The sequence below is a fragment of the Citrobacter sp. LJND-P06 genome, assembly GCF_058188415.1.
This window is the reverse complement of record NZ_CP187317.1, coordinates 3,423,137-3,446,579: the sequence shown is the minus strand read 5'-3', so window position 1 is coordinate 3,446,579 and position 23,443 is coordinate 3,423,137. Positions and strand designations below refer to the sequence as shown.

Sequence of the window (23,443 nt, the reverse complement as noted above, 5' to 3'; positions counted from 1 at the left end):
CCGCTAAGCTAACAACCTGTGCTTGCGGAGTAGAGTTGACCGAGCACTGTGATTTTTTGAGGTAACAAGATGCAAGTTTCAGTTGAAACCACTCAAGGCCTTGGCCGCCGTGTAACGATTACAATCGCTGCTGACAGCATCGAGACCGCTGTGAAAAGCGAGCTGGTCAACGTAGCGAAGAAAGTACGTATTGACGGCTTCCGTAAGGGCAAAGTACCGATGAATGTTGTTGCTCAGCGTTATGGCGCTTCTGTTCGCCAGGACGTTCTGGGTGACCTGATGAGCCGTCACTTCGTTGACGCGATCATCAAAGAAAAAATCAACCCGGCGGGTGCTCCGAACTATGTTCCGGGCGAATACAAGCTGGGCGAAGACTTCACCTACGCGGTAGAATTTGAAGTCTATCCGGAAGTTGAGCTGTCAGGTCTGGATGCAATCGAAGTTGAAAAACCGGTTGTTGAAGTAACTGACGCTGACGTTGATGTGATGCTGGATACTCTGCGTAAGCAGCAGGCGACCTGGAAAGATAAAGACGGCGCTGTTGATGCAGAAGACCGTGTTACTGTCGATTTCACCGGTTCTGTAGACGGTGAAGAATTCGAAGGCGGTAAAGCGACTGACTTCGTACTGGCAATGGGCCAGGGTCGTATGATCCCGGGCTTCGAAGACGGTATCAAAGGTCACAAAGCGGGCGAAGAGTTCACCATCGACGTGACCTTCCCGGAAGAATACCACGCTGAAAACCTGAAAGGTAAAGCGGCTAAATTCGTTATCAACCTGAAAAAAGTTGAAGAGCGTGAGCTGCCGGAACTGACTGCAGAATTCATCAAACGTTTTGGCGTTGAAGATGGTTCCGTAGAAGGTCTGCGTGCTGAAGTTCGTAAAAACATGGATCGCGAGCTGAAAGGCGCGGTACGTAACCGTGTTAAATCTCAGGCTATCGAAGGTCTGGTAAAAGCGAATGACATCGACGTTCCTGCTGCACTGATCGACAGCGAAATCGACATTCTGCGTCGTCAGGCTGCTCAGCGTTTCGGTGGCAACGAGAAACAAGCTCTGGAACTGCCGCGTGAACTGTTCGAAGAACAGGCTAAGCGCCGCGTTGTTGTTGGCCTGCTACTGGGCGAAGTGATTCGTACCAACGAGCTGAAAGCTGACGAAGAGCGTGTTAAAGGCCTGATCGAAGAGATGGCTTCTGCTTACGAAGATCCGACAGAAGTTGTTGAGTTCTACAGCAAAAACAAAGAGCTGATGGACAACATGCGTAACGTCGCTCTGGAAGAACAAGCTGTTGAAGCCGTTCTGGCGAAAGCGAAAGTGACTGAAAAAGCCACTTCCTTCAACGAGCTGATGAACCAGCAGGCGTAATTCGTTGCTTAAATAGCGCGAAATTCGCACAAAAGCCCGTCACCGCCCGGTGGCGGGTTTTTTTTTGTCACGCATTTTGCATGGGAAGAGTGCGAAAACAGCGTTTCAGTGTTAGCGTTACAACAAAAGATTGTTATGCTTGAATTATGGCGATGCCGTACCCATAACAGAGGGACTAGCTGATAATCCGTCCATAAGGTTACAATCGGTACAGCAGGTTTTTTCATTTTTTATCCAGGAGACGGAAATGTCATACAGCGGCGAACGAGATAACTTTGCACCCCATATGGCGCTGGTGCCGATGGTCATTGAACAGACCTCACGTGGTGAGCGCTCTTTTGATATCTATTCTCGTCTACTTAAGGAACGTGTCATTTTCCTGACCGGCCAGGTTGAAGACCACATGGCTAACCTGATTGTGGCGCAGATGCTGTTCCTGGAAGCGGAAAACCCGGAAAAAGATATCTATCTGTACATCAACTCCCCTGGCGGGGTGATTACCGCAGGGATGTCTATCTATGACACCATGCAGTTCATCAAGCCGGACGTCAGCACCATTTGTATGGGCCAGGCGGCCTCAATGGGGGCGTTCTTGCTGACTGCAGGCGCAAAAGGTAAACGTTTCTGCCTGCCGAATTCTCGCGTCATGATCCACCAGCCTCTGGGCGGTTACCAGGGCCAGGCGACGGATATTGAAATTCATGCCCGTGAAATTCTGAAAGTGAAAGGGCGCATGAATGAACTTATGGCGCACCATACGGGTCAATCTCTTGAGCAGATTGAGCGTGATACTGAGCGCGATCGCTTCCTCTCCGCTTCTGAAGCGGTGGAGTATGGATTAGTCGACTCGATTTTGACCCATCGTAATTGATGCCCAGGGCGCAAGTGTGCCGCTATAATATCTAAGGGCGGCACAACGCTGATAAGCGACTTGCGCCTGAGAATGGCATTTGCGTCGTCGTGTGCGGCACAAAGAACAAAGAAGAGGTTTTGACTCATGACAGATAAACGCAAAGATGGCTCGGGCAAATTGTTGTACTGCTCTTTTTGCGGCAAAAGCCAGCATGAAGTGCGTAAGCTGATCGCCGGTCCATCCGTGTATATCTGCGACGAATGTGTTGATTTATGTAACGACATCATTCGCGAAGAGATTAAGGAAGTGGCACCGCACCGTGAGCGTAGTGCGCTGCCGACGCCGCATGAAATTCGCAATCACCTGGACGATTATGTTATCGGCCAGGAGCAGGCGAAAAAAGTGTTGGCGGTCGCGGTATACAACCATTACAAACGTCTGCGCAACGGCGATACCAGCAATGGCATCGAGTTGGGCAAAAGTAACATTCTGCTGATTGGTCCAACGGGTTCCGGGAAAACGTTGCTGGCCGAAACGCTGGCGCGCCTGTTGGACGTACCGTTCACCATGGCCGATGCCACCACCCTGACCGAAGCGGGTTATGTGGGTGAGGATGTTGAGAACATCATTCAGAAGCTGTTGCAGAAATGCGACTACGACGTGCAGAAAGCACAGCGCGGTATTGTCTACATCGATGAAATCGACAAGATTTCCCGTAAATCAGACAACCCGTCCATTACCCGTGATGTTTCCGGTGAAGGCGTACAGCAGGCACTGTTGAAACTGATCGAAGGGACGGTTGCCGCGGTTCCGCCGCAGGGCGGTCGTAAACACCCGCAGCAGGAATTCTTGCAGGTTGATACCTCTAAGATTCTGTTTATCTGTGGCGGTGCGTTTGCGGGGCTGGATAAGGTTATCTCCCATCGTGTGGAAACCGGGTCGGGCATTGGTTTTGGTGCGACGGTGAAAGCGAAGTCTGATAAGGCCAGCGAAGGCGAACTGCTGTCGCAGGTTGAGCCAGAAGATCTGATCAAATTCGGTCTGATCCCTGAGTTCATTGGTCGTCTGCCGGTCGTCGCAACGCTGAACGAACTGAGCGAAGAAGCGCTGATCCAGATTCTGAAAGAGCCGAAAAACGCGCTGACCAAGCAGTATCAGGCGCTGTTTAATCTCGAAGGCGTAGATTTAGAATTCCGTGATGAAGCGCTGGACGCTATCGCCCGTAAAGCGATGGCGCGTAAAACCGGGGCGCGTGGCCTGCGTTCTATCGTAGAAGCCGCTCTGCTCGACACGATGTACGATCTGCCTTCAATGGAAGATGTTGAAAAAGTGGTGATCGATGAGTCCGTCATCGGCGGCCAGAGCAAGCCGTTGCTGATTTATGGTAAGCCAGAAGCGCAGCAAGCATCTGGTGAATAATTAGCCATTTCATACAATCAGTTAATCAAAAAGGGGGGATTTTATCCCCCCTTTTATTTTTCCTGTAAACATGCCGTTGAATGTATGGGAAACATCCCCATATACTGCTTACATGTTAATGGTTGTGTGAAACACAGTCGCATAACCAGATTACCTGGCGGACACTAAACTAAGAGAGAGCTCTATGAATCCTGAGCGTTCTGAACGCATTGAAATCCCCGTATTGCCGTTGCGCGATGTGGTGGTTTATCCGCACATGGTCATACCCTTATTTGTAGGGCGGGAAAAATCTATCCGTTGTCTGGAAGCGGCTATGGACCATGATAAAAAAATCATGCTGGTCGCCCAGAAAGAAGCATCAACGGATGAGCCGGGTGTAAACGATCTTTTCACCGTCGGGACCGTGGCCTCTATTTTGCAGATGTTGAAACTGCCTGACGGTACCGTAAAGGTTCTGGTCGAGGGGTTACAGCGCGCGCGTATTTCTGCGCTGTCGGACAATGGCGAGCATTTCTCTGCGAAGGCAGAGTACCTCGAGTCGCCTGCCATTGACGAGCGCGAGCAGGAAGTGCTGGTACGCACCGCGATTAGCCAGTTCGAAGGCTACATCAAACTGAACAAAAAAATTCCGCCAGAAGTGCTGACATCGCTCAATAGCATTGACGATCCTGCCCGTCTGGCTGACACCATCGCTGCGCACATGCCGCTGAAACTGGCAGACAAGCAATCTGTGCTGGAAATGTCCGACGTCAACGAACGTCTGGAATATCTGATGGCGATGATGGAGTCCGAAATCGATCTGCTGCAGGTTGAGAAACGCATTCGCAACCGTGTGAAAAAGCAGATGGAGAAATCTCAGCGCGAGTACTATCTGAACGAGCAAATGAAAGCTATTCAGAAAGAACTCGGCGAAATGGACGACGCGCCGGATGAAAACGAAGCGCTGAAACGCAAAATCGACGCGGCGAAAATGCCGAAAGAGGCAAAAGAGAAAGCGGAAGCAGAACTGCAGAAGCTGAAAATGATGTCTCCGATGTCGGCAGAAGCGACCGTGGTGCGCGGCTATATCGACTGGATGGTGCAGGTTCCGTGGAATGCGCGTAGCAAGGTCAAAAAAGATCTGCGTCAGGCGCAAGAAATCCTCGACACCGATCATTACGGTCTGGAACGCGTGAAAGACCGCATCCTTGAATACCTCGCGGTACAAAGCCGTGTGAACAAAATCAAGGGGCCAATCCTGTGTCTGGTGGGGCCGCCGGGGGTAGGTAAAACCTCTCTGGGTCAGTCTATTGCGAAAGCGACCGGGCGCAAATACATCCGTATGGCGCTGGGCGGCGTGCGTGATGAAGCCGAAATTCGCGGTCACCGTCGTACGTATATCGGCTCAATGCCGGGCAAACTGATCCAGAAAATGGCGAAAGTGGGGGTTAAAAACCCGCTGTTCCTGCTGGATGAGATCGACAAAATGTCGTCCGACATGCGTGGCGATCCTGCTTCTGCATTGCTTGAAGTACTGGATCCTGAACAGAACGTGGCGTTCAGCGACCACTATCTGGAAGTGGACTACGATCTCAGTGACGTGATGTTTGTCGCGACCTCTAACTCCATGAACATTCCGGCGCCGCTGCTGGATCGTATGGAAGTGATCCGTCTGTCCGGTTATACCGAAGACGAGAAACTGAACATTGCGAAGCGTCACCTGCTGCCGAAGCAAATTGAGCGTAACGCACTGAAAAAAGGTGAATTGACGGTCGATGATAGCGCCATTATTGGCATTATTCGTTACTACACCCGTGAAGCGGGCGTGCGTAGCCTGGAGCGTGAAATCTCCAAATTGTGCCGTAAAGCCGTTAAGCAGTTGCTGCTGGACAAATCACTGAAACACATTGAGATCAATGGCGATAACCTGCACGACTACCTCGGTGTACAGCGCTTCGACTATGGTCGTGCGGACAGCGAAAATCGCGTGGGTCAGGTGACGGGTCTGGCGTGGACTGAAGTAGGCGGTGATCTGCTGACCATCGAAACGGCCTGTGTACCGGGTAAAGGGAAACTCACCTATACCGGTTCTCTGGGCGAAGTCATGCAAGAGTCTATTCAGGCTGCGCTGACGGTGGTGCGTGCGCGTGCGGAAAAACTGGGTATTAATCCGGACTTTTACGAGAAACGCGATATCCACGTTCACGTACCAGAAGGTGCGACGCCGAAAGACGGCCCGAGTGCCGGTATTGCGATGTGTACCGCGCTGGTTTCCTGTCTGACCGGTAACCCGGTTCGCGCTGATGTGGCAATGACCGGTGAGATAACCCTGCGTGGTCAGGTGCTGCCTATCGGTGGTTTGAAGGAAAAACTGCTGGCTGCGCACCGTGGCGGGATCAAAACCGTGTTAATTCCTGACGAAAATAAACGTGACCTGGAAGAGATCCCGGACAACGTTATTGCCGATCTTGATATTCACCCGGTAAAACGTATTGAGGAAGTTCTGGCGCTTGCGCTGCAAAATGAACCCTCAGGCATTCAGGTTGTAACCGCAAAATAGTGACCTCGCGCAAAGAGCGCTAATAAAAACAGGGCTGGCAGGCCATTTCGGACTTGCCAGCCTTTTTTTGTATCGCTAACTTAGATGCTGAATTAGGCTTGCCATCATTCACGGGTGTTGTAAGGTTATGGCAGGCCTGATATAACTGCTGCGCGGTCGCACTTTGAAGGATTCTGGTGCGATATAAATTATAAAGAGGAAGAGAAGAGTGAATAAATCTCAACTGATCGACAAAATTGCTGCAGGGGCTGATATCTCTAAGGCTGCTGCTGGACGTGCGTTAGATGCAATTATTGCTTCTGTTACTGAGTCTCTGAAAGAAGGGGATGATGTTGCACTGGTAGGTTTTGGTACTTTTGCTGTTAAAGAGCGTGCTGCCCGTACTGGTCGCAACCCGCAAACAGGTAAAGAGATCACCATTGCTGCTGCTAAAGTGCCGGGTTTCCGTGCAGGTAAAGCGCTGAAAGACGCGGTAAACTAAGCGTGATCCCCTTCCGGGGATGGGAGACAGTACAAGGGCGCATCATTTGATGTGCCTTTTTTATTTTTGAACCGATTTTCTACACGTTGTGGGCTGACAATTGCCCTCGTTTCTTGTCACAATAGGTCTTTCCGCGCAGCGTTCTGGAAACGCTATGCTGCGTGAGGTTTTACATCACCTACAGCGGAGTGTGGTTACACCATGATGGACAACTTACGCACGGCTGCTAACAGTCTCGTGCTCAAGATTATTTTCGGTATCATTATCGTGTCGTTCATTTTGACCGGCGTGAGTGGTTACCTGATTGGCGGAAGCGATAACTACGCCGCAAAAGTGAATGGCCAGGAAATCAGCCGCGGGCAGTTTGAGAATGCGTTTAACAATGAACGCAACCGCATGCAGCAACAGTTAGGCGAGCAGTTCTCTGAACTGGCAGCGAACGAAAGCTACATGAAAACGCTGCGTCAGCAGACGCTGAACCGTCTTATCGACGAAGCGCTGCTGGACCAGTATTCACGCGAACTCAAACTGAACATCAGCGATGAGCAGGTCAAGCAGGCTATCTTTACCACGCCAGCCTTCCAGGTCGACGGTAAATTTGATAACAACCGCTATAACGCGATTGTTAACAAAATGGGAATGACGGCCGATCAATACGCCCAGGCGCTGCGTAACCAACTGACGACGCAACAGGTGATCAACGGCGTTGCAGGCACTGAGTTTATGCTGAAAGGCGAAACTAACGAACTGGCGGAATTGGTTGCCCAGCAGCGTGTCGTTCGTGAAGCAACGATCGATGTGAATGCCCTGGCGGCGAAGCAGCAGGTGACCGATCAGGAAGTTTCCAGCTACTACGAGCAGAATAAAAATAGCTTTATGACGCCGGAGCAGTTCCGCGTGAGCTATATCAAACTGGATGCCGCAGCGATGCAGGAGACGGCCAGCGATGCCGATATCCAGGCATATTATGACCAGCACCAGGATCAGTTCACTCAGCCGCAGCGTAACCGTTACAGCATCATTCAGACTAAAACGGAAGATGACGCGAAAGCAGTACTGGATGCGCTGAACAAAGGCGGTGATTTTGCTGCCCTGGCGAAAGAGAAATCCGCTGACATCATTTCGGCCCGTAACGGTGGCGATATGGGGTGGCTGGAAGACGCCACGACGCCAGATGAGCTGAAAAATGCCGGCCTGAAAGAAAAAGGCCAGTTGTCCGGTGTCATCAAATCGTCTGTCGGTTATCTGGTGGCTCGTCTGGATGACGTCCAGCCTGCAAAAGTCAAACCGCTGAGCGAAGCGCGCGACGACATTGCCGCGAAAGTGAAGCAAGAAAAAGCACTGGATGCGTACTATGCGTTGCAGCAGAAAGTGAGCGATGCGGCGAGCAATGACAACGAATCTCTGGCGGGCGCAGAACAGGCCGCTGGCATGAAAGCAGTTATGACCGGTTGGTTTAGTCACGACAGCTTGCCGGAAGAACTGAATTTCAAACCGGTTTCTGATGCGATCTTTCACGGTGGCCTGGTGGGGCAGAACGGTACGCCGGGGAACAACTCCGACGTTATCACCGTTGATGGCGATCGTGCTTTCATACTGCGTGTTGCTGAGCACAAAGCAGAAGCGGTTAAACCGCTGGCTGAAGTGAAGGAGCAGGTGACTGCGCTGGTTAAGCACAACAAAGCGGTGCAACAGGCGAAGCTGGATGCCGACAAACTGCTGGTTGAGCTGAAAGCCGGTAAAGGCGATGAGGCGATGAAAGCGGCGGGTCTGAGCTTTGGTGAGTCTAAAACGCTGAGCCGTACGGGTCAGGATCCGGTGAGCCAGGCTGCGTTTGGTCTGAGCCTGCCAGCGAAAGATAAGCCTGTCTACGGTGTTGCCAATGACATGCAGGGTAACGTGGTTCTGCTGGCGCTGGATGCAGTGAAAGCGGGTTCAATGCCGGAAGAACAGAAAAAAGCGATGGTTCAGGGGATCACCCAGAACAATGCGCAAATTGTCTTTGAAGCACTGATGAGTAACCTGCGTAAAGCGGCGAAAATTAAAGTGGGTGATGCGCTGGAACAGCAGCAGTAATCGAGACGCTTCGCAAAAACTTGCAAAAAATTGTAATCCCCAAAGGCCGCTTTCGCGGCCTTTTCCATTTCTGATATTTGTCGTTTGTACCTGTTTCTTCGTGCCGTTATCGTGGCTTCGCTGTTAATAAACAAGGAGAAACAGTATGAAACGTGGAATCAAAACTTTGCTGGTAGCGCTGTCCCTGACCTGTACTGGCGTGACAGGCAGCTCGCTTGCCGCTGAGTCAGCGGCAAAAAATCCGGCTGTACAAACCAAGGCTGAAGCACCTGCTACGGCGCAAACTAAAGCGTCAGCCCCTGCGAAAGCCAGCGATGAAGAGGGTACCAGGGTGAGTATCAATACCGCTTCAGCAGAGGCGTTAGCGCGGGCAATGAATGGTGTTGGGTTGAAAAAGGCGCAGGCTATCGTCAGCTACCGGGAAGAGTACGGCCCGTTTAAAACCGTTGATGATTTAAAACAGGTGCCAGGGATGGGGAGTTCGCTGGTGGAACGTAACCTGGCGGTTTTAACACTTTAATAACTTGCGTAGTGGCAAAAATTTGCCATGCTATAGAGGTCATACCAGTTGTGGCCTCTATACAGTCATCTTACCCATAAAAACACACTAAGGTTTCTGCGCTATGCAAACACAGATTAAAGTCCGTGGTTATCATCTTGATGTCTATCAGCATGTCAACAATGCCCGCTATCTTGAGTTTCTGGAAGAGGCGCGCTGGGACGGCCTGGAAAACAGCGACAGCTTTCAGTGGATGACGGCCCATAACATCGCTTTTGTGGTGGTAAACATCAATATTAACTACCGTCGCCCGGCGGTGCTGAGTGACTTGCTGACCGTGACCAGTCAGGTGCAACAAATCAACGGGAAGAGCGGTGTGTTAAGTCAGGTCATTACGTTGGAGCCAGAAGGGCAAGTCGTGGCGGATGCGCAGATTACGTTTGTATGTATTGATTTGAAAACGCAGAAAGCGCTGCCGCTGGAAGGCGAGTTACGCGAAAAACTGGAACAGATGGTTCAGTAACGTCTTATTGCCTGATGGCGCTGCGCTTATCAGGCCTACATGTTCATCTTGCGTAACGAGTAGGCCGGATAAGGTGTTTACGCCGTCACCTGGCAAAACCGGGAGAAATTACTTCAGTCCGGTTTTTTGCTTCATCGCCGCCATGACTGCGGGTTTATCTGCCAGATAGTGGGTCAGTCCGTTCGCTCGCAGGGTACAGGCGGCACAGTGTCCACAGCCGTCGCCTTTGATCCCGTTATAGCAGGTCAACGTCTCCTGACGGACGAGTTCCAGTTTGCCCCAGTAATCGGCCAGCGCCCAGGTTTCGGCTTTATCAATCCACATCAACGGCGTTTCAAAGCGGATATCCTTTGCCATCCCCAGGCTAACCGCGTGATTTAGCGCTTTGACAAACTCATCGCGACAATCGGGATAACCGGAGAAATCCGTTTCACACACACCGGTGATCACTGCCTCGGCTTTTACCTGGTAGGCGTAGATGGCCGCCAGCGTCAAAAACAGGATATTGCGCCCAGGCACGAAGGTGTTGGGAATGCCATCCGCGTCCGGTTCGTAGTCCGGCACCGGAATGTTGTCGCGAGTCAGGCTGCTGACCGCCAGTTCGTTCAGTAGCGTGACATCGAGCACTTTGTGCGAACGGGCACCGAGTTTTAAAGCCAGGTCACGTGCGACATCAATCTCAGCGCGATGGCGCTGACCATAATCAAAGGTGACGCAATGGACTTCATCATATTGATGTAGTGCTTGCGCCAGGCAGGTTGTGGAGTCCTGACCCCCACTGAATACTACGACGGCACGTTTCATGGCTTATCCAGACAAATGATAAAACGCTATGGTAGCGTCTGAGGAGGACGCCGACCAGCTTCTTCATGACGAGGGGGCGGCAGCCATGCTTCGGTGAAGTCAAACCAGCCTCGTGCGTTCAACCGGACTCCATTGACGCCCGGCGGTGCGCTAATGCGATAGTGATAATTGAAGAGTGGTGTGAGCGTGGCATCATTCATCAGATTTGCGAACACCTGCGCAAGTGCAGCATTACGATCTTTTTCGTCGGGTTGAACCTGTAGCGCATCCAGCGTTGCCTGTAGATGGGAGAAGGCGGGCGCGTCTAAGACATGCGGCCATAGCTGATCGCAGCGTAGCCATTGCTCAAGCGTGTACTCTGGCGCTTCGCCAATGAGTCGGTCGCCCATCATCAAATCGGCATATGCCAGAATAGCGCTGTTGTCCCAGTTCTTAGCGTTATGAAAAATAAGCGTTAATTCGCAGCCGAGCGCGGACAGATAGTGTTTGAGCTGTTCTGCCATGGTATGCAGTTCAACGGGCAGATGGTAGACCAGCGTGAGTCTTTCCGGCAGTTCTACCTCATCCAGACCTTCCCACTGGGGTATGCTCCAGTCGGGCAGCAACGCCTGGCTTGGCGTAATCAAATTTTCATCAACAGGCAGCGTTTGCAGGAGCGATGTGTGATGGATGATATCCACCAATCTTCTCGCCTGTTGCAGACTCAGCCCCGGCCCTTTCTTGAGGGTTAAATAACAAAATCCGAGGCTGATTCCGCTACTTACCTGAGTGAGCGTGGTCAGTTCTTCACGTTTCCCGATCGCTATCTGCACCGGGTGACGGCAACTGGTTCCCAGGTCTTGTGCAAAAAGCTGCGGTGTTATCCAGTATTCAACTGCCTTTAGCAGCGGGTGGCTCCGATGAAAATGGTCGTGACTTTCAAGGCGAACCAGCTCCGGCGTAAATAATGCCAGCCGAAAAGGGCCTGTACCGACCAGTGGTAATTGTGGATGCGCCAGACGGCTGCAGTAGCTCGCCAGGCGGTGCGCCAGCCAGTAATCAGGTCGATGCAGAATGAACGTCAGACATTGCGGGTGGCTTTTCTCAATACGCTTCACGCTAATGAACAGCTTATTGAGCGCCGGGAGGTTGAGCAGCATCAGCAGTTGTTCATGTAGCTGCGAGGTTGCCACCACATCGCCATTATGCCAGTAGAGCGTAGAGCGAATATAAAAATCCCAGCGTAAACCGTCGGGGGAGACATCCCAGTGATGCGCCAGATCGCCACACGGGCGCTGATTATGACTGTCGAAACGGGTTAATCCGGAAAAAATCTGCCCGGCGAGATGTTGTTCCGCGCGCCCGGGGAGAAATCCCGGTTGGAGTGGATCAAGCGGGCGATAATAGGGAATACGTAGCGTCGGCGTATCGTTTTGCCATTGCCCGCCCATAAACGGTTGCAACATTGTGCGCAGTTCGCCTGGCGCCAGTTGCGCCAGCTCCAGCACATTGAGTTGCTGCCCTTTCTCCAGCGCTTGCTCCATCATGGTATTGCGCAATGATTCCGGCGTGACCAAAAAGCGGAGTTGCCCGCGTTTACCCCGCCCGGACTGCGACTCCCACGTCAGCCATCCTGCGTCCTGCGACTGGCGAAGCAGTGTTCGTACATGACGTTCGCTGCAAAAACAGCGTTCAGCCAGTTCGCTCACGGTAACAAACTGAGGTTCGCCAGCGGAAGGTTGCCAGAGGCGCTGGTATTGTTTGAGTCGATTAAGCAGTCGCATAAACCCGGAACAATTCCTTTTATCTATTCACTATTACTTCCGTATATCTCAGGTGATACTGAACCACAAGTTAACCGTGTCACAGAGTGGAGAAAGAGATGGCTCGTCTGGCAGCATTTGATATGGATGGCACGCTACTGATGCCAAACCACCATTTGGGCGATGAAACCCTTTCAACTCTGGCGCGATTGCGTGAACGCGACATTACCCTGACCTTTGCGACGGGGCGACATGTGCTGGAGATGCAGCATATTTTGGGCTCGTTTTCGCTGGAAGCCTTCCTGATAACCGGTAACGGCACGCGCGTTCATTCGCTGGAGGGCGAGGTTTTGCATCGCCAGGATCTTGACCCGGACATCGCGGATATTGTGCTGCATCAGGCGTGGGACACGCAGGCCAGCATGCATATTTTCAATGACAACGGCTGGTTCACGGGAGCGGAAATCCCGTCGATGTTGCACGCGCATGTCTATAGCGGTTTTCGGTATCAGATTGTGGATGTCAAACGGATCCCGGCTCATCAGGTGACGAAGATCTGTTTCTGTGGCGATCACGACTCCCTGATCCGGCTTCGTATTCAATTAAACGACGCGCTGGGCGAGCGGGCAAACCTCTGCTTTTCCGCGGTCGATTGCCTGGAAGTTTTACCTCTGGGCTGCAATAAAGGCGCCGCCCTGACGGTACTGAGCAATCATCTGGGCTTTACCCTGGCGGAGTGTATGGCGTTTGGCGATGCCATGAACGATCGCGAAATGCTGGGGAGCGTCGGGCGCGGTTTGATCATGGGTAACGCCATGCCGCAGTTGATTGCCGAGCTACCTCATTTATCGGTGATTGGGCATTGCCGTAATCAGGCAGTCTCTCACTATTTAACACATTGGCTGGATAATCCACATCTACCTTATTCCCCCGAATGAGAGATCCCTTCCAGCAAGCCAGACATGAGTACTCATTGTCTGGCTTTTTTTATACGGGCTTAGCGGACGTTCAGCATCCCGGCAAGTTCCGCCTGCCACGGCGCTAAATCGCCGATATGTGCGCTGACCCATTGCGGGTTGTAGTAGGTGTCGAGATAACGTTCGCCGCTGTCGCACAGCAACGTCACGAGAGAACCGGTTTCTCCGGCATCGCGCATACGGGCCGCGAGTTGCAGCGTTCCCCACATATTGGTGCCGGTTGAGGCGCCCACTTTACGACCCAACTGCGTTTCCAGCCAGTGCGCGGTGGCGATACTGGCAGCATCCGGCACACGTAACATCTCATCCACCACGTCCGGAATGAACGACGGCTCCACGCGTGGGCGGCCGATACCTTCGATTTTACTGCCGACCGGACTGCGCAATGCGGCATCACGTTCCTGCCAGTAGGGTAAAAAGACCGAGTTTTCCGGGTCAACGACCATCAGACGCGTGTCGTAGCCCTGGCAGCGAATGTAGCGGCCAATGGTGGCTGAAGTCCCGCCCGTGCCTGCGCTCATAATAATGTGTCTGGGCACCGGGTTTGGCTCGCACTGCATCTGGCGAAAAATACTGTCGGCAATGTTGTTATTCCCGCGCCAGTCGGTAGCGCGTTCAGCATAGGTGAACTGATCCATATAGTGACCATTCAGTTCACGCGCCAGGTGTTCTGAGGCGGCGTAAATTTCGCAGGCGCTTTCAACAAAATGGCAGCGGCCGCCGTAAAACTCTATTTGTTCAACTTTGCGTTTTGCCGTGCAGGATGGCATGACAGCGATAAAAGGCAGCCCCAGAAGCCGGGCGAAATACGCTTCGGAAACCGCGGTTGAACCGGAGGATGATTCAATGATTGGCGTGCCTTCTTTGATCCAGCCATTACACAGTCCGTACAGGAACAGTGAACGAGCCAGTCGATGTTTCAGACTGCCGGTGGGGTGTGTACTTTCATCTTTCAGATAGAGCTGAATCCCCGGGAACGCAGGCAGCGACAGTCGGATAAGATGCGTATCTGCTGAACGCTGATAGTCGGCGTTAATTTCGTTGATTGCGTTTTTAACCCAGGCGTTATTCATCGGTATTTTCCATTTGTCATTTTGTGCCCAGATTAGCGAAAAGCACGGAAAAAATTGTTGCCATTTAACCTTTAAAATAGAATGTAGGGAGAAAATTCTTCTCTGTGAGGTGGGCATGTTAGATAAAATTGACCGTAAACTGCTCGCCTTGCTGCAGCAGGACTGTACCCTCTCTTTGCAGGCGCTAGCCGATGCCGTTAATCTGACCACCACACCCTGCTGGAAACGACTGAAGCGTCTGGAAGATGACGGTGTTCTGGTGGGCAAAGTCGCGTTGCTGGACCCCGAAAAATTGGGGCTGGGCTTAACGGCCTTTGTGCTGATAAAAACGCAGCATCACAGCAGCGAATGGTACTGTCGATTCGTGACCGAAGTCACCGGGATGCCGGAAGTTCTGGGCTTTTGGCGCATGGCGGGTGAATACGACTATCTGATGCGGGTTCAGGTGGCTGACATGAAACGCTATGACGATTTCTACAAACGTCTGGTGAACAGTGTTCCCGGACTGTCAGATGTCACATCAAGCTTTGCGATGGAACAGATTAAATATACTACCGCTCTACCCATTGAATAATTCTCCCGGCGCTGATTGCCGGAAATCTTGTCAGGACAGAATACGTGCGATTATTTGTTCAATTAAGCTGGTACTTTCGCCGGGAGTGGCGTCGCTATCTCGGTGCTGTTGCCTTGCTTATCATCATTGCTATCCTGCAACTGATCCCGCCTAAGGTGGTCGGTATTGTCGTGGATGGCGTAAGCGCACAACGCTTTACCCCTTCGCAGGTGTTGATGTGGGTGGGAACCATCGCGCTGATTGCCGTCGTGGTCTATCTATTACGCTACGTCTGGCGTGTTCTGCTGTTTGGCGCGTCTTATCAACTGGCGGTGGAATTGCGTGAAGATTATTACCGCCAGCTCAGTCGTCAGCATCCTGAATTCTATCTACGACATCGCACCGGGGATTTAATGGCGCGCGCCACCAATGATGTGGATCGCGTGGTCTTTGCCGCCGGGGAAGGGGTGTTAACGCTGGTGGACTCATTGGTCATGGGGTGCGCCGTATTGATTGTGATGTCCACGCAAATCAGTTGGCAACTGACGCTGTTTGCCCTGCTACCGATGCCGATTATGGCGCTGATGATCAAGCGCTACGGCGACCGGCTACACGATCGTTTCAAACTTGCGCAGGCGGCATTTTCCAGCCTGAACGTTCGGACTCAGGAGAGCCTGACCAGCATTCGGATGATCAAAGCGTTTGGTCTTGAAGACCGACAGTCGGCGCTTTTTGCAGCCGATGCGGCAGATACTGGCAGGAAAAATCTGCGGGTCGCCCGTATCGACGCCCGATTTGATCCGACGATTTATATCGCCATCGGTATGGCAAACCTGCTGGCGATTGGCGGTGGCAGTTGGATGGTGGTTCATGGCGCGTTAACGCTCGGGCAACTGACCAGCTTCATGATGTACCTCGGCCTGATGATCTGGCCGATGCTGGCGCTGGCGTGGATGTTTAATATCGTTGAGCGAGGCAGCGCCGCTTATAGCCGAATTCGCGCCATGCTGGCGGAAGCACCGGTGGTGAATGACGGTGCAGAGCCCGTACCGGAAGGGCGTGGTGAGCTGACGGCGGCGATTGGCGAGTTTCGTTATCCGCAGGCGACGCATCCCGCGCTGGAAGAAGTCCAGTTTCACCTCAAACCCGGTCAAATGCTGGGGATTTGTGGGCCGACCGGCGCCGGAAAAAGCACGGTACTTTCGTTGATTCAGCGTCATTTTGACCTCTCGCAAGGCGATATCCGTTTTCACGGCATTCCATTGACGCAGTTGCAACTGGATAGCTGGCGTAGCCGACTGGCCGTGGTCAGCCAGACACCGTTCCTGTTTTCAGATACGGTCGCCAACAACATCGCGCTGGGGCGTCCAAATGCGACGCAGGACGAAATTGAACATGTTGCACGATTAGCCAGCGTTCATGAGGACATTTTACGTCTGCCGCAGGGTTACGACACCGAAGTCGGCGAACGTGGGGTCATGCTTTCCGGCGGGCAAAAACAGCGTATTTCCATTGCCCGGGCGTTGTTGCTTAATGCGGAGATCCTGATTCTGGATGATGCCCTGTCGGCAGTGGATGGCCGTACCGAACATCAGATTTTGCATAACCTGCGCCAGTGGGGAGAGGGGCGTACGGTGATTATTAGCGCGCACCGCTTGTCCGCCCTGACGGAAGCCAGCGAAATTATCGTAATGCAGCATGGGCGCATTGCTCAGCGAGGCGAGCATGACGACTTAGTCCTGCAACCCGGCTGGTATCGCGACATGTACCGTTATCAGCAGTTAGAAGCTGCGCTGACGGACGCCCCTGAAATGTCAGAGGAGGCGGCGAATGCGTAGTTTTGGACAGTTATGGCCAACGCTGAAAAGGCTGTTGGCGTACGGTTCTCCGTGGCGAAAACAGCTTTCCATTGCGGTGGTCATGCTGTGGGTCGCGGCGGTGGCGGAAGTGAGCGGGCCGCTGCTTATTAGCTATTTCATTGACCATCTGGTGGCGAAAAACAATCTGCCGTTAGCCATGGTGGCGGGGTTGGTCGCGGCCTACATTGGCTTACAACTTCTGGCGGCTGGTCTGCATTACGCGCAGTCGCTGTTGTTTAATCAGTCCGCCGTTGGCGTCGTACAACAACTGCGTACCGACGTGATGGATGCGGCACTCCGTCAGCCGTTGAGCGAGTTTGACACCCAGCCTGTCGGGCAGTTGATTTCTCGCGTCACCAATGACACTGAAGTGATCCGCGATCTTTACGTTACGGTGGTGGCGACAGTGTTGCGCAGCGCCGCGCTGATTGGCGCGATGCTAGTGGCGATGTTCAGCCTGGACTGGCGCATGGCGCTGGTGGCGATGGCAATTTTCCCCGCGGTGCTGGTGGTGATGGTGATTTACCAGCGCTACAGCACGCCGATCGTTCGCCGTGTGAGAGCGTATCTGGCGGATATCAATGACGGTTTCAATGAAGTCATCAACGGCATGAGCGTCATTCAGCAGTTTCGCCAACAGGCGCGCTTCGGGGAGCGTATGGGAGAGGCCAGCCGTTCTCACTACATGGCGCGAATGCAGACCCTGAGGCTGGATGGCTTTTTACTGCGCCCGTTGCTGAGCCTGTTCTCGGCGCTGATTCTGTGTGGGCTGCTGATGTTGTTCAGCTTTACCTCGGCGGGAACCATCGAAGTCGGGGTGTTATATGCGTTTATTAGTTACCTTGGTCGGCTGAACGAACCGTTAATTGAACTGACGACGCAACAATCCATGTTGCAGCAGGCGGTTGTTGCGGGTGAGCGCGTTTTTGAACTGATGGATGGCCCCCGCCAGCGTTACGGTGAAGATACCCGGCCTCTGCGCACCGGACAGATAGACGTCGATCAGGTTTCTTTCTCCTACCGCGACAATCATCTGGTATTGCAGGATGTCAGCCTGTCAGTGCCTTCCCGTGGTTTTGTGGCACTGGTCGGGCATACCGGGAGCGGTAAGAGTACGCTCGCCAGTCTGTTGATGGGCTATTATCCGCTGACTCAGGGCGAGATCCGTCTGGATGGGCGGCCACTCTCTACGCTGAGCCACAGTGTTCTGCGCCAGGGCGTGGCGATGGTGCAGCAGGATCCGGTGGTGATGGCAGACACTTTCCTGGCAAACGTCACGCTGGGCCGCGATATTTCCGAAGCGCGCGTCTGGCAGGCGCTGGAAACTGTTCAACTGGCGGAACTGGCGCGCGGCCTGAGCAATGGTATCCATACGCGTCTGGGCGAGCAGGGAAACACCTTATCGGTGGGGCAAAAGCAACTGCTGGCGCTGGCGCGTGTGCTGGTTGAGACGCCGCAGGTGCTGATCCTGGATGAAGCGACGGCCAGCATCGACTCGGGAACCGAACAAGCGATTCAGCAGGCGCTGGCGGCCGTTCGTGAGCACACCACGCTGGTGGTGATTGCGCACCGGTTGTCGACGATCGTCGAGGCTGACACCATTTTGGTGCTGCATCGCGGCCAGGCGGTTGAACGTGGCACCCATCAACAATTGCTGGCAGCGCAGGGGCGTTACTGGCAAATGTATCAATTACAGTTAGCCGGAGAAGAACTGGCCGCCAGCGCGCGCGAGGAATCGCTTACCGCCTGATGCACCCGCGTTGCCCGTCACTCCCGCGGGTGGTGCAAAAATGAAACGCATCATGCACTGGCATGGTGCGTTTTTTGTTTCCTGCTTCGCTTATGACGCACTTCACATTTCTCCCTCCCTGGTTTGCTGCCTGTTTTTTGTGCAATCCCGTCCCGGAATGGCGCATTTCTCAATGTGGCACACCCCTTGCAACAGTTCACTCGTGTCGCTGCAGCTATTACCCATTTCAGACAGGAGGGGATCTATGAAGCTGGTTACCGTGGTAATCAAACCGTTCAAACTGGAAGACGTTCGTGAAGCGTTGTCTTCCATAGGCATTCAGGGGTTAACAGTCACTGAAGTGAAAGGTTTTGGGCGTCAGAAAGGGCATGCCGAGCTGTATCGCGGCGCGGAATACAGCGTCAACTTTCTCCCAAAGGTAAAAATTGATGTGGCTATCGCGGACGATCAGCTTGAGGAGGTGATCGATATCATCAGCAAGTCTGCATGGACCGGAAAAATTGGCGACGGCAAAATTTTCGTTGCTGAACTGCAACGCGTTATTCGTATTCGTACCGGTGAAGCCGACGAAGCGGCACTGTAACTTTCAGGCTACACAGTGATAGGAACGAAAAAATGAAGATAGCAACGATGAAAATGGGCCTGGCTTCACTGGCGCTGCTGCCAGGTCTGGCGATGGCGGCTCCTGCGGTCGCCGACAAAGCCGATAATGCCTTTATGATGATTTGTACCGCGCTGGTGCTGTTCATGACGATCCCCGGCATTGCCCTGTTCTACGGTGGTTTGATTCGTGGAAAGAACGTGCTGTCAATGCTCACCCAGGTCACCGTGACGTTCGCGCTGGTCTGCATTTTATGGGTTGTTTACGGCTATTCGCTGGCCTTTGGCGAAGGCAATAATTTCTTCGGTAACTTCCACTGGACGATGCTGAAGAATATTGAACTCACGGCGGTGATGGGCAGTTTCTATCAGTATATTCACGTTGCGTTCCAGGGGTCGTTCGCCTGTATCACTGTTGGGTTGATCGTGGGGGCACTGGCTGAGCGTATTCGTTTTTCGGCGGTGCTGATTTTCGTGGTGGTCTGGCTGACGCTGTCCTACATTCCTATCGCACACATGGTGTGGGGCGGCGGTTTGCTCGCATCGCATGGCGCGCTGGATTTCGCGGGCGGCACCGTGGTGCATATTAACGCGGCGATTGCCGGTCTGGTTGGGGCTTATCTGATCGGTAAACGCGTTGGCTTTGGCAAAGAGGCGTTTAAACCGCATAACCTGCCGATGGTCTTTACCGGTACGGCAATCCTGTATGTTGGCTGGTTCGGTTTTAACGCCGGTTCCGCCAGTGCGGCGAATGAGATAGCTGCGCTGGCTTTCGTCAACACCGTGGTTGCAACGGCGGCGGCGATCCTCGGATGGATATTTGGCGAATGGGCGCTGCGTGGTAAACCGTCTCTGCTAGGGGCCTGTTCTGGCGCCATAGCCGGTCTGGTTGGTGTTACGCCTGCCTGCGGCTACATCGGTGTCGGCGGCGCGTTAATTATTGGCGTTGTGGCGGGGCTGGCAGGATTATGGGGCGTGACCATGCTTAAACGCCTGCTGCGCGTTGACGATCCTTGCGATGTGTTCGGCGTTCACGGCGTATGCGGCATCGTCGGGTGTATCCTGACCGGGGTCTTCGCCTCTCGTTCGCTCGGTGGTGTGGGCTTTGCCGAAGGCGTCACGATGGGACATCAGGTGCTGGTACAGTTAGAAAGTATTGGCATTACGATCCTCTGGTCCGGCGTGGTCGCGTTTATCGGTTATAAACTGGCGGATTTAACCGTGGGGCTGCGCGTACCGGAAGAACAAGAGCGCGAAGGGCTGGATGTGAACAGCCACGGCGAGAATGCGTACAACGCGTAATGCAGATTGCCCGGTGGCGCTGTCGCTTACCGGGCTCACAGAAAGCCGGATAAGCGTCAGCGCTATCCGGCTTTTTTCAGTTGTGATTACGCATAACCCCTTCTTGCACAGTAGATGCAACCAGCACGCCGTCTTGCGTGTAAAACTCTCCGCGCACAAAGCCGCGGGCGCTGGAAGCAGAGGTGCTCTCTACGCTGTACAGCAGCCATTCATTCATACTGAACGGACGGTGGAACCACATGGAATGATCGATGGTGGCAATCTGGATCCCTTTTTCGAGAAAACCAATACCGTAAGGCTGCAACGCCACCGGCAGGAAATTAAGATCAGAGGCATAGCCCAGCAAATACTGATGCGCGCGAAGGCTATCCGGCATGGCGCCGTTTGCGCGGATCCAGACCTGACGTGTCGGCTCCGCGACATGGCCTTTTAGCGGATTATGAAATTCGACCGGGCGAATCTCTAAGGGACGATCGCAGAGAAATTTCTCTTTTAACATTGGCGGCAGCAAATGCGCCACTGAGCGGGCAATTTCGGTTTCCGATTTCAGGGATTCCGGCCCTGGTGCGGCGGGCATTTTTTTCTGGTGCTCAAATCCCTCTTCCTGAGCCTGGAAAGAGGCGGTCATGTAAAAGATGGGTTTTCCGTTCTGGATTGCAGCCACCCGGCGGGCGCTAAAACTGTTGCCATCACGCAGCACTTCTACATCGTAAATAATCGGTTTTTGACTATCACCCGGGCGTAAGAAATAGCTGTGGAAAGAGTGTACATGGCGCTCTTCGGCGACCGTTTCTTTGGCGGCACACATCGCCTGGCCGACAACCTGTCCACCAAAAACCTGACGTAACCCCAGGTCTTCACTTTGGCCCCGAAAGAGTCCTTCTTCAATTTTTTCCAGATTTAACAATGTCAGCAAATTTTTCAGTGCCAGACTCATACTTACTCTCCAGGTAATGACGGCGCCGCAGCGATATGGCCACAGTATAACGCAATTTTGAAAGTGGTCGGATGGGTGCAATAGTCTGAATAACTGACTTATTTCAGGAATAAATAGGTAATTTGTGCCAAACTTAATTACGTTATGTGTTTGTTAACCGTGCTCTGACGAGGAAAAAACCGCGCCGGAGCTCGGGTGAGAAGGAGAATTTAATGAAACTTGTGCACATGGTAACGGGTTTAGCGATGGCGGTTGCTCTGGCGGCCTGCGCAGACAAAAGCGCAGATGTTCAGACCCCTGCGCCGAACCCAGGCACGTCTGGAGTGGCGACGCAGCCTGCAATTCAGCAACCTTCAGTTTCAGGTACCGTCTGGATCCGTCAGAAAGTGGCCCTGCCACCGGATGCCGTATTAACCGTGACACTGTCGGATGCTTCACTGGCTGATGCGCCGTCGAAAGTGTTGTCGCAGCAGGCGGTTCGTACTGAAGGCAAACAGGCGCCGTTTAGCTTCGTTCTGCCGTTCAATCCGGCAGATGTACAGCCAAACGCCCGGATCCTGCTGAGTGCAGCGATCACCGTTAATGACAAACTGGTCTTCATTACCGATACCGTGCAGGAAGTGATTAATCGGGGGGGGACAAAAGCCGATCTGACGCTGGTTCCGGTTCAGCAAACGGCCGTGCCGGTTCAGGCTGGCAGCGGAGCGACGGCAACGCCACCTACAGATTACTGATCTGAAATAAACCCTCTTCGATACGGAGCAATGCCAATAAGTTAAGCACTGGCACACCGAAAGGGCTGAGGTATTTATCCAGAACGGACAACATGCTGGTTTTGCGAAGGGTTCCGTTCACCTTATGTTCTTCGCTTCTCTGGCATTTCATGTCCCGTGAACGGGTTAAGGGTGCTATCGCCGCACCCTTAACAATCCCGGCTCCCGGCAGGAAAATTGCCGCTTCGCGGTGTACCTCCGCTTATTCCTCCAGGCTACCGGGTCGGGCGCGAGGTAACGTCCCTGTAAAACGCGCCCTGAACCCGCATCCCTGCGGGTTCCCCCGACCTTACGGAAACACGTCGGCAATTTTCGGCCGGACTCTCCCCACACCTGACCACCTGAATCGTTGTTTAAGCAGCCAAACGGAAATGACTGAAAGTCAGAATGCGAAAGCGACACCACCGTCCGGCTGAAAATCGATGAGACGTTGACGGCTGACCGGGGCCGCCCGCAGGGACGCGGGCGGAGGGGGCGGCCTGCAAGGATGCAGGCTCGACCCCGACCCGAAAGGCAGACGGAATAAGGCGAATATATCGCGAAGCGACGATTTTCCCGCCGGGAGCCAGGGTTGCAAGGGAGGCGGCGGTGAGCCTCCCTTGCACGTTCACAGATAGGATGATTGCAGAGAGGCTGTGAACATAAGGTGAACGTCACCCTTCACCAGAGTGACAGGTTCTACCTAAATTCTTAACTGACCTGCATTACTTCGATAAGGAGAGGGTTAATACACCCAGCGGTATCGCTGTAAATCGATCTGCCCGCTCCCCGAAACCATCACCCCTTCAGATAATAAAGCCTGGCGTTGACGCTGAAGGTCGGGGCCGGTCAACGAGATCGCACCGTGGCGATTCACGACCCGGTGCCAGGGGAGGGCGCTGCCTTCTGGCAACCGCTTTAACACGCCGCCGACCTGGCGAGCGGCACGGGGTGAACCTGCGAGCCGTGCGACATCACCGTAGGTGGTCACAAACCCTTCGGGAATAGAGGCGACAATTTGCCAGACGCGTTGGGGGAAAGAGTCTTGCATATCCATGGTGTATTCCTGCGCTAATCCTTCAGCATAATCCTCAACAGAGGCGGAGTGAAGTCACATTGCGCAAGAAAACAGCATCCGGTGCAGGATCGGTTGCATTTAGCGGGGACAGCAGTGATAATGCGCCTGCGCGTTGGTTAACAACGCTCTCAATGGGGGCTCTGTTGGTTCTCCCGCAACGCTACTCTGTTTACCAGGTCAGATCCGGAAGGAAGCAGCCAGAGCAGACGACGTGTGTGCCGGGATGTAGCTGGCAGGGCCCCCACCCAATTCTGCCGT

19 protein-coding genes, 1 other RNA gene and 2 pseudogenes are annotated in these 23,443 nt (G+C 53.4%); 17 read left to right on the top strand and 5 right to left on the bottom strand.

Features of this window, described 5'->3' with window-relative positions:
* Positions 1-69 precede the first annotated feature (69 nt).
* The 9 genes and pseudogenes from tig to ACO7SM_RS16355 all read left to right on the top strand — a co-directional run.
* A complete protein-coding gene (gene tig, locus ACO7SM_RS16395; RefSeq protein WP_490468409.1) occupies positions 70-1,368 on the top strand; it encodes a trigger factor in 1,299 nt (432 codons plus the stop codon).
* A gap of 247 nt (positions 1,369-1,615) precedes the next feature.
* Positions 1,616-2,239, top strand: a complete 624-nt coding sequence (gene clpP, locus ACO7SM_RS16390) for an ATP-dependent Clp endopeptidase proteolytic subunit ClpP (protein ID WP_003021624.1) — start codon at positions 1,616-1,618, stop codon at positions 2,237-2,239.
* Positions 2,240-2,365: 126 nt separating this feature from the next.
* Positions 2,366-3,640 carry an ATP-dependent protease ATP-binding subunit ClpX gene (clpX, locus tag ACO7SM_RS16385; RefSeq protein ID WP_203358665.1) on the top strand — a complete coding sequence of 425 codons (1,275 nt, stop codon included), beginning with the start codon at positions 2,366-2,368 and terminating at the stop codon, positions 3,638-3,640.
* A 184-nt stretch (positions 3,641-3,824) separates the two neighbouring features.
* Positions 3,825-6,179, top strand: coding sequence for an endopeptidase La (gene lon, locus ACO7SM_RS16380; protein ID WP_203358664.1), 2,355 nt, complete (start codon positions 3,825-3,827; stop codon positions 6,177-6,179).
* Between the two features lie 208 nt (positions 6,180-6,387).
* Positions 6,388-6,660, top strand: a complete 273-nt coding sequence (gene hupB, locus ACO7SM_RS16375) for a nucleoid-associated protein HU-beta (protein WP_003021629.1) — start codon at positions 6,388-6,390, stop codon at positions 6,658-6,660.
* Positions 6,661-6,861: 201 nt separating this feature from the next.
* Positions 6,862-8,736, top strand: coding sequence for a peptidylprolyl isomerase (ppiD, locus tag ACO7SM_RS16370; protein ID WP_490468408.1), 1,875 nt, complete (start codon positions 6,862-6,864; stop codon positions 8,734-8,736).
* 145 nt (positions 8,737-8,881) lie between these two features.
* Positions 8,882-9,256 carry a helix-hairpin-helix domain-containing protein gene (locus tag ACO7SM_RS16365; RefSeq protein WP_490468407.1) on the top strand — a complete coding sequence of 125 codons (375 nt, stop codon included), beginning with the start codon at positions 8,882-8,884 and terminating at the stop codon, positions 9,254-9,256.
* A 103-nt stretch (positions 9,257-9,359) separates the two neighbouring features.
* A complete protein-coding gene (gene fadM, locus ACO7SM_RS16360; RefSeq protein WP_490468406.1) occupies positions 9,360-9,758 on the top strand; it encodes a long-chain acyl-CoA thioesterase FadM in 399 nt (132 codons plus the stop codon).
* Positions 9,759-9,762: 4 nt separating this feature from the next.
* Positions 9,763-9,927: pseudogene (locus tag ACO7SM_RS16355) on the top strand (hypothetical protein); the annotation flags it as partial.
* On the opposite strand, the gene queC reads toward ACO7SM_RS16355, so the two are convergent.
* Both queC and ACO7SM_RS16345 read right to left on the bottom strand, forming a co-directional pair.
* A complete protein-coding gene (gene queC, locus ACO7SM_RS16350; protein ID WP_490468405.1) occupies positions 9,867-10,562 on the bottom strand; it encodes a 7-cyano-7-deazaguanine synthase QueC in 696 nt (231 codons plus the stop codon). The pseudogene ACO7SM_RS16355 and the gene queC sit on opposite strands and share 61 nt — an antisense overlap.
* Before the next feature lie 26 nt (positions 10,563-10,588).
* Positions 10,589-12,325, bottom strand: coding sequence for an SgrR family transcriptional regulator (locus ACO7SM_RS16345; RefSeq protein ID WP_490468404.1), 1,737 nt, complete (start codon positions 12,323-12,325; stop codon positions 10,589-10,591).
* Between the two features lie 98 nt (positions 12,326-12,423).
* Between ACO7SM_RS16345 and cof the strand changes: the two genes are divergently transcribed.
* Positions 12,424-13,242: an HMP-PP phosphatase gene (cof, locus tag ACO7SM_RS16340; protein WP_490468403.1), complete on the top strand. Its 819-nt coding sequence runs from the start codon at positions 12,424-12,426 to the stop codon at positions 13,240-13,242.
* A gap of 59 nt (positions 13,243-13,301) precedes the next feature.
* On the opposite strand, the gene ACO7SM_RS16335 is transcribed toward cof, so the two are convergent.
* Complete coding sequence (locus ACO7SM_RS16335; protein WP_490468402.1) at positions 13,302-14,354, bottom strand: PLP-dependent cysteine synthase family protein; 1,053 nt, start codon at positions 14,352-14,354, stop codon at positions 13,302-13,304.
* Between the two features lie 115 nt (positions 14,355-14,469).
* On the opposite strand from ACO7SM_RS16335, the gene decR reads away from it, so the two are divergent.
* The 5 genes from decR (at position 14,470) to amtB (ending at position 20,418) form a co-directional block, all read left to right on the top strand.
* A complete protein-coding gene (gene decR / locus ACO7SM_RS16330) occupies positions 14,470-14,928 on the top strand; it encodes a DNA-binding transcriptional regulator DecR (RefSeq protein WP_490468401.1) in 459 nt (152 codons plus the stop codon).
* Positions 14,929-14,972: 44 nt separating this feature from the next.
* Positions 14,973-16,745, top strand: a complete 1,773-nt coding sequence (locus tag ACO7SM_RS16325; protein ID WP_490468400.1) for a SmdA family multidrug ABC transporter permease/ATP-binding protein — start codon at positions 14,973-14,975, stop codon at positions 16,743-16,745.
* The gene (locus tag ACO7SM_RS16320; RefSeq protein WP_490468399.1) at positions 16,738-18,516 is read left to right on the top strand and encodes a SmdB family multidrug efflux ABC transporter permease/ATP-binding protein; all 1,779 of its coding nucleotides are present in this window, start codon (positions 16,738-16,740) and stop codon (positions 18,514-18,516) included. Before ACO7SM_RS16325 ends, ACO7SM_RS16320 begins: the two co-directional genes overlap by 8 nt.
* A 244-nt stretch (positions 18,517-18,760) precedes the next feature.
* Positions 18,761-19,099, top strand: coding sequence for a P-II family nitrogen regulator (gene glnK / locus ACO7SM_RS16315; RefSeq protein ID WP_192611395.1), 339 nt, complete (start codon positions 18,761-18,763; stop codon positions 19,097-19,099).
* Between the two features lie 32 nt (positions 19,100-19,131).
* Positions 19,132-20,418, top strand: a complete 1,287-nt coding sequence (gene amtB, locus ACO7SM_RS16310) for an ammonium transporter AmtB (protein WP_490468398.1) — start codon at positions 19,132-19,134, stop codon at positions 20,416-20,418.
* 76 nt (positions 20,419-20,494) lie between these two features.
* Here the strand turns inward: amtB and tesB are convergent, their stop codons facing one another.
* Positions 20,495-21,355 carry an acyl-CoA thioesterase II gene (tesB, locus tag ACO7SM_RS16305; protein ID WP_490468397.1) on the bottom strand — a complete coding sequence of 287 codons (861 nt, stop codon included), beginning with the start codon at positions 21,353-21,355 and terminating at the stop codon, positions 20,495-20,497.
* Between the two features lie 212 nt (positions 21,356-21,567).
* On the opposite strand from tesB, the gene ACO7SM_RS16300 reads away from it, so the two are divergent.
* Positions 21,568-22,089 (top strand): YbaY family lipoprotein, encoded by a 522-nt coding sequence (locus ACO7SM_RS16300; RefSeq protein ID WP_490468396.1) that lies wholly within the window; start codon positions 21,568-21,570, stop codon positions 22,087-22,089.
* A 763-nt stretch (positions 22,090-22,852) separates the two neighbouring features.
* On the opposite strand, the pseudogene ACO7SM_RS16295 reads toward ACO7SM_RS16300, so the two are convergent.
* Positions 22,853-23,242 (bottom strand): annotated as a pseudogene (locus tag ACO7SM_RS16295) (MGMT family protein).
* An 84-nt stretch (positions 23,243-23,326) separates the two neighbouring features.
* On the opposite strand from ACO7SM_RS16295, the gene ffs reads away from it, so the two are divergent.
* Positions 23,327-23,423: signal recognition particle sRNA small type (gene ffs, locus ACO7SM_RS16290), an RNA gene on the top strand.
* The last annotated feature ends 20 nt before the right edge of the window (positions 23,424-23,443 follow it).